The organism is Pseudomonas alliivorans (assembly GCF_017826695.1).
Lineage (GTDB): Bacteria > Pseudomonadota > Gammaproteobacteria > Pseudomonadales > Pseudomonadaceae > Aquipseudomonas > Aquipseudomonas alliivorans.
In genome coordinates this window covers 647,994-661,643 of the sequence record NZ_JAFFZW010000001.1, presented here as the reverse complement: position 1 = coordinate 661,643, position 13,650 = coordinate 647,994, and the positions used below count along the sequence as shown (strand labels likewise).

4 protein-coding genes are annotated in these 13,650 nt (G+C 59.8%); 3 read left to right on the top strand and 1 reads right to left on the bottom strand.

Going from position 1 to position 13,650, the window contains the following annotated elements:
* Positions 1-362: 362 nt before the first annotated feature.
* The 3 genes from eprS to JTJ32_RS02975 all read left to right on the top strand — a co-directional run bounded on the left by eprS (position 363) and on the right by JTJ32_RS02975 (position 9,107).
* A complete protein-coding gene (gene eprS, locus JTJ32_RS02985) occupies positions 363-3,365 on the top strand; it encodes an autotransporter serine peptidase EprS (protein WP_210040754.1) in 3,003 nt (1,000 codons plus the stop codon).
* Positions 3,366-3,456: 91 nt separating this feature from the next.
* Positions 3,457-6,570 (top strand): autotransporter domain-containing protein, encoded by a 3,114-nt coding sequence (locus JTJ32_RS02980; RefSeq protein ID WP_210040752.1) that lies wholly within the window; start codon positions 3,457-3,459, stop codon positions 6,568-6,570.
* A gap of 374 nt (positions 6,571-6,944) precedes the next feature.
* On the top strand, positions 6,945-9,107 hold the full coding sequence (locus tag JTJ32_RS02975) for a TonB-dependent siderophore receptor (protein ID WP_210040750.1): 2,163 nt from the start codon (positions 6,945-6,947) through the stop codon (positions 9,105-9,107).
* Positions 9,108-9,407: 300 nt separating this feature from the next.
* On the opposite strand, the gene JTJ32_RS02970 is transcribed toward JTJ32_RS02975, so the two are convergent.
* Positions 9,408-13,244 carry a beta strand repeat-containing protein gene (locus tag JTJ32_RS02970; protein WP_210040747.1) on the bottom strand — a complete coding sequence of 1,279 codons (3,837 nt, stop codon included), beginning with the start codon at positions 13,242-13,244 and terminating at the stop codon, positions 9,408-9,410.
* Positions 13,245-13,650 lie beyond the last annotated feature (406 nt).

The window sequence follows — 13,650 nt, the reverse complement described above, 5'->3', positions numbered from 1 at the left end:
ACAGTGTGAATCTTGTGCGCTCCATAGCGAGTACCCCGCCGTCAGAAATCGCCCATGAAAGAACACGGGAAATATTCAGTGTCCGCATTAATGCCCATTCACTTTGCACTCTTGCAGCGAGCGTGTGACGGGAAACAAATGCAACTAAAACGCCATCATCCCTTTTTCTATCCCGAGCCGGAAAAATGGGATTCGTTCACTATTTCAATGACCTATCACCCTGAAAAATAACTCGTGATGCATTATTTATATGTATAGAAACCTGTATCAATTCTGAAATAATTCTGTTGCCAAGCGAGTACGTGCGGACTATGTTCTTACGGCGCTCGATAGGGAGCTAATCAGTTTACAGGTGTGCATGGATGCAAAAGTCGAAAGCCGTTAGTGCCGTCCGTTATTCTTTCAAACCTGCTGCAACAGGCGCCCTCTGCGCACTTTCCTTCACTTTCGGCTGTTCTGCCTACGCCGACTATGTCGAACAAGGCAGGTTGGGCGATGCTGCCAGTTGGCGGTCCGCCGAGTTCCAGAGTGACTGGGGACTTGGCCGTATTCAGGCCGAACACGCGTATGCCGCAGGCATCACTGGCGCGGGTGTGAAAATCGGGGCGCTGGACTCGGGTTATGACCCTTCTCACCCTGAAGCCAGCCCGTCACGTTTTCATGCGGTGACCGCCAGTGGCACCTATGTCGATGGCTCGCCGTTCAGCGTCACCGGCGCCATCAACCCGAACAACGACACACACGGCACTCATGTGACAGGCACCATGGGCGCAGCCCGGGATGGCGCGGGCGTGCATGGCGTGGCGTACAACGCGCAGATATACGTAGGCAACACCAACAAGAACGACAGTTTCCTGTTCGGTCCGAGTCCGGACCCACGCTATTTCAAAGCGGTGTATGGCGCACTGGCCGACGCCGGTGTGCGCGCCATCAACAACAGCTGGGGCAGCCAGCCCTCTGACGTGACCTACGCCACCTACGATGGCATGCGCGCTGCCTATGCCCAGCACTACAACCGAGGCACCTGGCTGGACGAAGCGGCCAACGTATCGCGCAAGGGCGTGATCAATGTGTTCAGCGCAGGCAACAGCGGTTATGCCAATGCCAGCGTGCGAGCCTCGCTACCGTATTTTCAACCTGACCTGGAAGGCCACTGGCTGGCCGTATCAGGCCTGGACAGCACCAATGGTCAACGCTACAACCAGTGCGGCATCGCCAAGTACTGGTGCATCACCACACCTGGACGCCTGATCAACGGCACCGTGCCGGGCGGCGGTTACGGGATCAAGTCCGGTACCTCGATGTCTGCACCCCACGCCACGGGTGCGCTCGCGCTGGTGATGGAACGCTTCCCGTACATGAACAACGAGCAGGCTCTGCAGGTACTGTTGACCACGGCGACTCAGCTGGATGGCTCGGTCACCCAGGCACCGAACACCAATGTGGGCTGGGGCGTGGCCAATCTGGAGCGGGCGATGCGCGGGCCGGGCCAGTTGCTCGGCACCTTCGATGCAACACTGGGCGCAGGCCAGACCGATACCTGGAGCAACGACATTTCCGACCAGGCCCTGATCCAGCGTCAGGCCGAAGACCGCACCGAGCAGGCCGCATGGCAACAGACGCTGGTCAGCAGAGGCTGGCAGAACGGCGTTGCGAGCGCGGCCAGTCAACAGGACCAGACCGATTATGCAGTCGGTATCGCGCGCGCGGCAGCTGCTGCACAGCGCCAGTATCAGGGCAGTCTGATCAAGTCCGGCACGGGCCGGTTGATTCTGGAAGGTGACAATACTTACCGCGGTGACACGCTGGTCAATGCAGGCCTGCTGTCGGTCAACGGCTCGCTGGTGTCGGCAGTGCAGGTCAACACTGGCGGTACGCTGGGTGGCACGGGCCAGATTGGCGGGCTGACGGCGCGCAGCGGTGGCAGCGTTGCGCCGGGCAACTCCATCGGCACCTTGCAGGTCAATGGCGACGTGGTTTTCGAGCCGGGATCGACTTACGCGGTCGAGCTTTCGCCGACAGCCAGCGACCGTCTCGTCGCCACAGGCAGTGCGACCGTGTCAGGGGCGAACATGACGCTGGCGCTGGATGAAACACCGGTCGCATTGAATGCTTCATCCGCTCAGACGCTGGAAGGCCGTCAGTACAACGTGTTGCAGGCTGCCAATGGCGTCAACGGCCAGTTTGGCAGCGTGTCGTCCAGCTACGCCTTTCTGGGTGGTCGACTCGATTACGCCGCCACCGGCATCGCCCTGAATATCGATCGCACCGCCGCGTTTGACAGCGTCGCGCAGACGCCCAATCAGGCCGCAGTCGCCACGGCTGCCGAACAGCTGGGTGCCGGAAACGCCGTCTACGAAAATCTGTTGCTCTCTCCCTCTGCCGCGTCGGCACGCAACAGCTTCCAGCAGTTGTCCGGCGAGGTTCATCCGGCGATCGGCACCGTGCTGATCAACGACAGTCGCCAGGTGCGCGATGCCGTTGGCGAGCGTCTGAATGCGAGTGCGTTCGGCACCGAGGGCGATACCCCGGCGCAGGACAATGTGTGGCTGAAGGCGCTGGGCGCCTGGGGCAAGACCGATTCACGCGATGGCACCGCCGGCTACACCACCTCGATTGGCGGTCTGCTGGCCGGTGTCGATGGCAAAGTGGCCGACGACACCCGTCTGGGTCTGGTCGCAGGCTACAGCGACAGCTCGATTGCCATGGGTTCGAACACACATTCACGTGCATCCGTCGACAGCTACCACCTGGGCGCTTATGTCGGTCATGAAATGGGCGCGCTGCGCCTGACAGTGGGCAGTGCCTACAGTTGGCACCGTATCGACGCCAAACGCGATGTTCAGGTCGGCGGCGCAAGGGGCCGGGAAACCACCAAACACGACGCCCAGACCGTCCAGGTGTTCACCGAAGCGGCGTATCGCATCCGCCTGCAGCCGGCGACGATCGAGCCCTTTGCCAACCTTGCTTACGTGCATCTGGCCACGGATGGTTTCACCGAAAAAGGCGACGCAGCCGCCTTGTCAGCCGGTCGCGACAAGCGTGATGCCGTACTGGGCACCCTCGGCGCACGCGCCTTGAAAACCATCTCCCTCAACGATCAACAGAAACTCGAGCTGTCGGGCAGTCTTGGCTGGCAGCACAACCTGAGCGACACCGACTCGCAGCAACACTTGGCGTTCGCGTCCAGCGGCGCAAGCTTCGGAATCGAAAGCTCACCTCTGGTACGCGATGCCGCGCTGGTCGGCGCCCACGCCAGTCTGGCAGTGAGCAAGGACGCCCGGGTAAGCCTGGATTACAACGGCCAACTGGCCAGCCGCGAAAAAATCCACGGTATCGGGCTGAGCCTCAACTGGCAGTTCTGATTCCGTAGCCCTCTCGCTTCAAAAAAGAACAACGCGCATGCCCATGCATGCGCGCGGAGTTTTGTGTGCGTCAACTAAGGACGGTAGTTTCATGAACGATGCGTTTATCACCCGACAGACCTCTGTCACCTCCCTTCGTCAGTCCATCAGGGCGATCAACCGCGTCTCCTGCGGCGCACTGGCGGTCTACCTCGCAACCATGAGCGTTGCGCAGGCTGCGCCTTACGTCGAGACCGGACTGCCCGACAACCCCGGTAGCTGGCGAACGGCCGAATTCAACGCCGACTGGGGACTGGCCGCCATCGAGGCCCAGTACGCCTATGCCGCTGGCTATACCGGCAAGGACATCAAGCTGGGTATTTTCGACCAGCCGGTGTACGCCGCGCACCCGGAGTTTTCGGGTTCGGGCAAAGTGGTCAATCTGGTAACCAGCGGTATACGCGAATACACAGACCCGTACATTCCTGTGAAAGCGGGCGATGCATTTCGCTACGACGGCACACCGACTCTGGACTCCGGGGGAAAGCTCGGCAATCACGGCACGCATGTCGGAGGTATCGCGGGTGGCAGCCGCGATGGCGGCCCCATGCATGGCGTGGCCTTCAATGCGCAGATCATCAGCGCCGACAATGGTGATCCGGGGCCCGAGGACGGAATTGTGCTGGGCAACGACGGTGCCGTCTATAAAGCGGGCTGGGATGCACTGGTCAACAGCGGCGCCCGTTTGATCAACAACAGCTGGGGCATCGGCATCACCGACCGCTTTGCGAACGGCGGGCGTGATCCAGCCTTTCCGCACTTCACCGTGCAGGACGCACAGGTGCAATTCGACGAAATCGCGCAGATCATCGACTCCCCCGAGGGAGGCGCTTACGCAGGTGCTGTCAACGCCGCACGCAGTGGCGTGGTGACGATTTTTGCTGCGGGCAACGATTACAACCTGAACAACCCGGATGCCATGGCCGGTCTGGGGTATTTCGTTCCGGACATCGCACCCGACTGGTTGACCGTTGCCGCCTTGCAACAGAATCCGAACGCGGCTGCGTCGGCCACCACGCCCTACACCTTGAGCACCTTCTCCTCACGTTGCGGCTATACCGCGAGCTTTTGCGTGTCGGCACCGGGCACGCGCATCTATAGCGCGGTGATCAACGGCAACAGCCTTGAGAACCTTGCCAGTGACTGGGCCAACAAGAACGGCACCTCCATGGCCGCGCCCCATGTTGCGGGCAGCATGGCAGTGTTGATGGAGCGCTTTCCGTATATGACCGGCGCGCAGGTTGCCGAAGTGCTGAAAACCACCGCCACCGACCTCGGCGCCCCAGGCGTCGATGCGCTGTACGGCTGGGGCATGATTAACCTGCGCAAGGCCATCGAAGGCCCTGCGATGTTCGTGACCGAGGCGGACATTCCGGCTGAATTTCGCATCGAGGGCGGCTATGGCGACAGCCAGTTCGTGGCCAATATTCCGGGCATCGGTGCTGTGGTCGACGCAGGCAAACCCACCCAGCGTACGTGCACCGGGCCGCAGTGCGGGCTGGATGTCTGGAGCAACGACATTTCCGGACATGGCGGTCTGACCAAACAAGGTATCGGCACGCTGATGCTGACCGGCGCAAACACCTACAGCGGGCCAACACGGGTTGATCAAGGCCTCCTGTCGGTGAACGGTTCACTGACATCAGCCGTGATCCTCAACGACAACGCTACGCTGGGTGGCAACGGCCGCATCGGCTCGCTGCTTGCCAGACGCGGCAGCACCGTTGCGCCGGGCAATTCCATCGGTACGCTGCGCGTGGACGGCGATCTTACCCTGGCGCCGGGCTCGCTCTACGCGGTCGAGCTCTCGCCTTCAGGCAGTGACCGGATTGTCGCAGGTGGCACTGCCACAGTCACCGGTGCCAATATGACCCTTTCACTGGAAACCAACCCGTCGCTCCTGAACAACAGCCAGACCAACAGCCTCCTCAACCGACCGTTCGATGTTCTGCAGGCTGCGGGCGGCGTTCAGGGTCAGTTTGGTTCGGTCCTGACGAACACTGCGTTTCTGAGTGGAAATCTCGCGTACTCCGGCACCGGTATCACCCTGGCCGTCGAGCGCAATGGCAACAGTTTTGCCAGCGCTGCACAAACGTCCAATCAGCGCAGCGCTGCCTCGGCCATCGAGCAATTGGGCGCTGGCAACGCCTTGTATGAGAGTGTGGCGTTGAGTCCGGACACCCTCACGGCTCGTCGCGCGTTCACGCAACTGTCGGGTGAAGTGCATCCGGCCATCGCGACCCAACTGATCAACGACAGTCGTCAATTACGCGATGCCGTGGGCGACCGCCTGCGGGTCGAAGGGCTGTACGACCAGCCGGCACCGGGCAGCGACGACAACAATGTCTGGGTCAAGGCGCTGGGTGCCTGGGGCAAGAACAGCGGCAGCAGCGACGGCGCCAGCTCCACGTCATCGCTGGGTGGCTTGCTCGCGGGCGTCGACGGCCTGATCAGCGACCACACGCGACTGGGCGCAATGGCCGGTTACAGCGACACCTCGTTGAGCCTGGGCGATGACACTCACTCGCGTGCATCTGCAGACAGCTACCACCTGGGTGCCTATATCGGGCACGAGCAAGGTGCGATGCGTCTCACAGCGGGCGCGTCTCACAGCTGGCACCGCATCGACGTAAAGCGTGATCTGCAATTCGGTCCGTTCTCGGACCGTCAGAAGGTCAAGCGTGATGCGCAGTCCACTCAGGTCTTCACCGAAGCGGCGTACCGTTTGAACGTGCAACCGCTGGCACTGGAGCCGTTCGCCAACCTGGCTTATGTGCATCTGGACAGCGACAGCTTCACCGAGAAAGGCGGCGCCACGGCGCTCAAGGGCGGTGACGATACCCGCGACACCGTACTGTCCACGCTGGGTGTACGCGCAGGCAGCCGTTTCAACCTCAACGACACCCAGAAGCTGGACGTTTCGGCAACCCTGGGCTGGCAGCACAACCTGAGCGACACCTCGTCCGAACAACATCTGTCGTTCGCCAGCGGCGTGAACACTTTCGCGGTACACAGCGTTTCGATAGACCGTGACGCTGCGGTCGTCGGCGCTCGCGCCAGCCTGGCGCTGGGCAAGGACGCACGCGTCAACCTGGACTACAACGGCCTGCTGGGTTCGCGTGACAAGACTCACGGCGTGGGCCTGTCGCTGGACTGGCAGTTCTGATGGATGCTTGGCTCATGAAACACATCATGGGCTTCTGAAACAACGCGCTCTCCGTGGGACGCGGCTTGCCGGCGATACGTCTTTTCAGGCGCTGTATCAGCGACTGAGCGGACGCCATCCCCGGCAAGCGGCTTCCAGCAGTACGCAGTGCATCCATGACACTGTGACACCTGACTTACGACTCAACCACGCCCCGCTTTTTCCCCTGAACACCCGCCTATCCAGATTGATCGCCCGCCCGACAATGTGAAAATTTTGTTAAGTATTTGTCCGCGTGAGCTTTTTCTGACAGAAACAATCTGTCACACTAACGCGAATCGTTCTTATCAACATTATCATGCGGCCACGGAAGGCGTTCAGGGAGTGTCAGGTTCATGTCGGGCCAGCAACTGCAAAGCCGTTTTCGTTTCACGCCATGCCTGTTGGCTATCGGCATCGGGATAGCAACCTCTCAAGGGGCTTTTGCCGCAGAACCCGACCCCGTACAAGCGACCGGTACGATGGAACTGGGCGCCACCGAGATCAGCGACGACCGACTGGGCACGACTACGGAAGGCTCCGGCTCCTACACCACCGGCGTCATGCAGACTGCCACGAAACTGCCCCTGAGCATGCGCGAAACCCCACAAGCCGTGACGGTCATCACCCGCCAGCGCATGGACGACCAGGCCATGACCAGCGTCAACGACGTGGTCAGGAATACACCCGGTCTGTTCCTCAGCCAGGCCAGCGGACCGGGCCGACAGACTTACACCTCCCGCGGCTTTGACATCGACAACATCATGTACGACGGCATTCCCGCCTCGTACTCAGGCTTCACGATGGGCGTGCAGCCGAATCTGGCGATGTTCGACCGCGTCGAAGTGATTCGCGGCGCCACCGGCCTGATCACAGGCGCAGGCAACCCCTCGGCGGCGATCAATATGGTCCGCAAGCGTCCTACTGCATTGCCTCAGGTCTCCCTGACCGGCAGCGCCGGAAGCTGGGACAACTATCGCGGCGAGTTCGATGCATCGAGCAAGCTGAACGACAGCGGCACCCTGCGCGGCCGCGTGGTCGGCTCCTATCAGGATGCCAACAGCTTTCGCGACAAGGAAGAGAGCGACCACGGCCTGTTTTACGGCGTAGTCGAGGCTGACCTGAGCGACGCCACGACCGCCACACTGGGCTATTCGCGCCAGGAAGACGAAACCAACTTCTTCTGGGGCGGCCTGCCACTGGGCACCGATGGACACCACCTGAACCTGCCCCGCTCCACTTACCCTGGATCCGACTGGGAAAAGAAGAAGCTGCAGATCGATACCGTCTTCGCCGAGCTGGAACACCGCTTCGAAAACGACTGGAAGCTGCACCTGGCCGGCACCGCCTCGTCCCTGGACGGCCTGTTCTCGGGCACCTACCTGTCGCGCTACAACGGCCCGCTGGAAACCACGGCTTACCAGTCGCGCCCCGAGGAAAAACAGACCGCTTTCGATGCCTTCGCCAGCGGTCCTTTTCAAGCACTGGGCCGCACCCACGAACTGGTGATCGGAGCCAGTCGACGCGTCTATGACAAGGACAGCAAGGAATACAGCCCCTACGACACCGGCCTGCCGATTGCCGCGCCGAAGCCGAACTTCGTACGCGACGGCAACCTGCACAGCGTTGCCACGCAGGAAGGCGTCTACCTCACTACACGCCTGAGTCTGGCCGATCCGTTGACGATGATTCTGGGGGGGCGTCTGGACTGGTACGACTACGATGACCGCACCGGCGATGGTGATTACAAGGTCACCAAAAACGTGACGCGCTATGGCGGCCTGATCTACAAGCTGGACGACACTTACTCCGTGTACGCCAGCTACACCGACATCTTCCAGCCACAGAACTATCAGGACCTGTCCGGCGCGCAGCTCAAGCCCGTCGTCGGTGAAAACTATGAGGTCGGCATCAAGGGCGAATACTTCAACGGCGCGCTCAACGCGAGCCTCGCGGTGTTCCGCACTGACCAGACCAATCTCGGAACCCAGACCTCGACCCAGGCAGGCTGCCCGGTGCTCACTTGCTACGATGCGTCGGGCCTGGTGCGCAGCCAGGGTGTCGACATGGAGCTGCAAGGTGCACTGACCGAGAACTGGCAGGTTGGCGCAGGCTACACCTTCACCCGCGCCCATTACATGAAGGATGCCGACCCGGCGAACAAGAACCAGCGCTTCGACACCGATACACCTGAACACCTGTTCAAGGTGTCGACCATGTACCGCTTTCAAGGCCCGCTGGAAAAACTGCGCGTAGGCGGCAACGTCTACTGGCAAAGCCGCATGTACAACGACATCGCCCTCACCGACGGCAGCTATCGCCTCGAACAGGGTAGCTACGCCGTCGCCGACCTGATGGCCGGTTATCAGGTCAACAAGCATCTGGACCTGCAACTGAACGCCAACAATGTGTTCGACCGGGTCTACTACGCGGCGATTGGTACCAGCTCGGTATGGGGATCCACCGACACCTACGGCGATCCGCGCAACTACACGCTGACGGCCAAATACAAGTTCTGATTGGTGGAACCGCCGTTTCAAAGGCTGAGGGGTGCAGAGCAAAGCATTGGCACCCCACTGTCGAGACGGCACCTGTAAGACAACGTATCGATCTATTGATACGGCCACTTTCGGGTGGCTTTTTTTGCAGTCAGTCTGATAAACGTTTGCAAGACAGCTGGAGCTTCTTCTTGAAAAAAAACGCCACACCCAGACCCGCACTGCCGAGGTGTTCTAAAAAGGGACGTCATGTCCCGTGCCTCCACCGACACGCCTTGTCGATGATTCAATACCAAAGTTCTCGACGCCTCCCGTGAGCGTCTAAATGTAGTCCTCATCCGGTTTGGCCACGATGTCGTCAGCCTCGTTCACGTAATACGGCATGTCGGCTTCGACTCCGTTCTCTCCCGTTTTGGCAACAAGCTGCCTGTACCGTTTACCGTCCCACAGCCTGAAGATCAGAGTAGAGTTTTCTCCACCCGAGAGAATCGAACCTTCACTTCCAATGAGCCTGCTACGGGCACCAGCTGTCAGAAAGCTGTTCTTTCCAGCGGTCAACCGGCTTTGATCTCCAGCCATCAGCGTACAGTCATTACCTCCCGTCAGTTTGCTTCGATCACCGGCAGTCAGGTAGCTGTTATTACCGGCCAGCAATTTACTGCGATCACCCGCGGTCTGATTACTGTCTGCACCGGCAATCAACTTGCTGCGATCACCGGCCATTTGCACACTGCCCACACCGGCGATAAGAGTGCTGCGAAAGCCCGCTGTCTGCGAACTGCCCTTGCCGGCAATGAGCATGCTTTTGTGCCCGGCAACCTGAATGCTTTCATGGCCCGCGATCAGCGAGCTCCCATAACTTGCAATCTGGTTACTGCCGTAGCCGGCAGTCAAGGAACTGCGCATTCCCGATGTAAGGCTGCTGCCGTAACCTGCAATCAGAACGCTGCGAAGTCCGGCGATCAGCGTACTTCCATAGCCGGCGGTTAACAGACTTCTGATTCCGCTGGTGAGGGTACTGCCATAACCGGCTATCAAAGAACTGTCTTCTCCCGCAGTTGCGGTACTGCCATACCCTGCCGTCAAAGAACTTCCGCGTTCTGCGGTTTGTGTGCTGCCGTATCCCGCAGTCAGGGTACTTTCATACCCTGCTGTCTGGGTGCTGCCGTAGCCTGCGATCAGCGAACTGGCAAAACCGGCGGTGGAGGTACTTCCGTAGCCGGTGGTAAGCGAGCTGTTTTCCTGGGCAGTCTGCGTGCTGCCATAACCGGCGGTTAACGTGCTTTCATAACCTGCTGTCTGGGTACTGCCGTAACCTGCGATCAGCGAGCTGGAATAACCGGCAGTGGACGTACTTCCGTAGCCGGTCACCAGGTCACTGAGCTCCTGTGCCGTCTGGGTGCTGCCGTAGCCGGCCGTCAACGTACTCTCGTAGCCTGCCGTCTGCGTACTGCCGTAACCCGCAATCAGCGAACTGGAATAACCGGCAGTGGATGTGCTCCCGTAGCCGGTGGTGAGTGAGCTGCTGTCCTGTGCCGTCTGGGTGCTGCCGTAGCCGGCCGTCAACGTGCTCTCGTAGCCTGCCGTCTGTGTACTGCCGTAACCCGCAATCAGCGAACTGGAATAACCGGCAGTGGATGTGCTTCCGTAGCCGGTAATCAGATCACTGCGCTCCTGTGCCGTCTGCGTACTGCCGTACCCGGCAGTCAGGACACTCTTGAAGCCCGCCGTCTGAGTGCTTCCATATCCGGCTATTAACGAACTGTTCGATCCGGCAGTTGAAGTGCTGCCATAGCCTGCAACCAGATCACTACATTCCCGGGCGGTCTGAGTGCTGCCATACCCTGCGGTCAGTGTGCTTCTGTAACTCGCTGTCTGCGTACTGCCATAACCTGCGATCAGCGAACTGCTCGAACCTGCCGTTCCGGTACTTCCATACCCCGCGATCAGATCGCTGCCATCTCTGGCCGTTTGCGTGCTTCCGTAGCCCGCTGTCAGGATGCCTTTGTGTCCCGACGTTTGCGTGCTGCCGTAACCAGCCACAATGAAGCTATCGTGGCCCGCAGTGCCGGTGCTGCCGTAACCGGAAGTGAGATTACTGTCCGCTCCGGCCGTTTGCGTGCTGCCGTAGCCGGCTGTAAGTACACTTCCTTGTTGCGCGGTCTGTGTACTTCCGTAGCCCGCCGTGAGCGAGCTGTCACTGCCAGAGGTCTGTGTGCTGCCGTAGCCGGCGATCAGCGAACTGTCGGCACCTGCTGTCCCGGTGCTGCCGTACCCTGCAGTCAGGTTGCTGCCTTCCTGAGCGGTCTGCGTGCTGCCGTATCCCGCCGTCAGCGCGCTGTCCCCGCCCGAGGTCTGTGTGCTGCCATAACCCGCGATCAGCGAACTGTCAGATCCTGCGGTTCCGGTACTGCCATACCCGGCAGTCAGGTGACTGCCCTCCTGAGCGGTCTGCGTACTGCCGTAGCCTGCCGTGAGCGAACTGTCACTGCCCGATGTCTGGGTACTGCCATATCCGGCAATCAGTGAGCTTTCCGAACCGGCGGTCCCGGTGCTGCCATATCCAGCAGTCAGATTGCTGCCTTCCTGAGCGGTCTGCGTGCTGCCGTATCCCGCCGTCAGCGCACTGTCCCCACCCGAGGTCTGTGTGCTGCCATAACCCGCGATCAGCGAACTGTCAGATCCTGCGGTTCCGGTACTGCCATACCCGGCAGTCAGATTGCTGCCTTCCTGAGCGGTCTGCGTACTGCCGTAGCCTGCCGTGAGCGAGCTGTCACTGCCCGATGTCTGCGTACTTCCATAACCGGCAATCAGAGAGCTATCGGAGCCTGCGGTGCCAGTGCTGCCGTAACCGGAAGTCAGATTGCTGCCTTGTTGTGCGGTTTGCGTGCTGCCGTAACCGGCCGTCAGTGCGCTGTCACTGCCAGACGTCTGTGTACTTCCGTAGCCTGCAATCAGCGAGCTATCAGAGCCAGCTGTACCGGTACTGCCGTAACCGGAGGTCAGGTGACTGCCCTCCTGGGCCGTCTGTGTACTGCCGTAACCGGCAGTGAGTGAACTGTCTCCCCCGGAGGTTTGCGTGCTGCCATAACCCGCGATCAACGAACTGTCCGATCCTGCCGTGCCGGTACTGCCGTAACCCGCCGTCAGGTTGCTGCCCTCCTGAGCGGTCTGGGTACTGCCATACCCCGCCGTGAGCGAGCTGTCTTCTCCAGAAGTCTGAGTGCTGCCGTAACCTGCGATCAGCGAACTGTCGGAACCTGCAGTCCCGGTGCTGCCGTAGCCGGCAATCAGGTTGCTGCCTTCTCGTGCAGTCTGGGTACTCCCGTATCCCGCCGTCAGTGAGCTATCTCCGCCCGAGGTTTGCGTACTGCCGTATCCGGCGATGAGTGAGCTGTCGGAGCCCGCAGTCCCGGTGCTGCCGTACCCTGCGGTCAGGTTGCTTCCTTCCTGTGCAGTTTGGGTGCTGCCGTAACCGGCCGTCAGCGCACTCTCCCCTCCTGCCGTTTGGGTACTGCCATAACCTGCAACCAGCGAGCTGTCCGAACCCGCGGTTCCTGTACTGCCATAGCCTGCAATCAGGTCGCTGTGGTTACCGGCCGTTTCTGTGCTTCCATAACCTGCAATAAGCCTGCTGTTGTTTTCGCCGCTCAACGTCCCGCCATACGTTGCGGTCTGCAGGGTTTGCGGCGTTGCCGCGGGCAGAGTGTGCTCAGGGTGATCAACTCCGTTGGACAGGGCAACGTCGGAAATCTCGTGACTGGTGACGGGTTCTGCTACGGGCAAACCGGCGGTTGCAACAGGAGACGAAAGGCTGGATGCGTAGTCGGCCTGATGTTTCGAAATGAACCGGGATGCACTGATCCTGTCCCCCACATGAACGACTTCCGCACGCGGAAATTTCACCATTCCGGGCTCTTCCAGGCCGATGAGGTCTGTAACAATAACTTCACAGACAACCCATCGAGCATCTGCATGCAGACTCAGAAAAGCATGTGTCCCTGCCCCCCATAACAAGCCGACCAGTCCGTTCTCGTGCTTTCTTGTCAATTGCCAGTACTTGCATTCAACCATGCCGGAATCGGGCCAGACGAGGCCGCAATGATCGACCATATTATTGGCACACGTACGCAACACTAACGCCTTATCGATAGTCATTTCAGCATCCTCATAGAGCCATCAAAAGAAAAAGCCGCACTCATCAAGCGCCACTTTTCAAGACAGTCATTCATGTAAGGTTTTGCATCCAATAGCAGACAGAGGCGCATCGAGCACCTTGCCAAGCGCACCCCGCCCTGAATTACAACTGCCGCCATACACTAACAAATATTTGATCGCGCAAAGCGCTTCACACTAAACAACTTGATAATTTCATAATTAAAGTGCCAAAAAATGCAAAGCAAAACCTGAACAGACTACGCTTGCCAATAGTAGCCTTGTAGAATTGAGCCATTGCTTTTTTCAGTTAAACGAACACCTTTATTACATCAACTCTATCAAGCTTATAACAGGCGAAGTACCCAACGCTTAGTTGAATAACAAGTTTTCTATAGGAAACAACTCG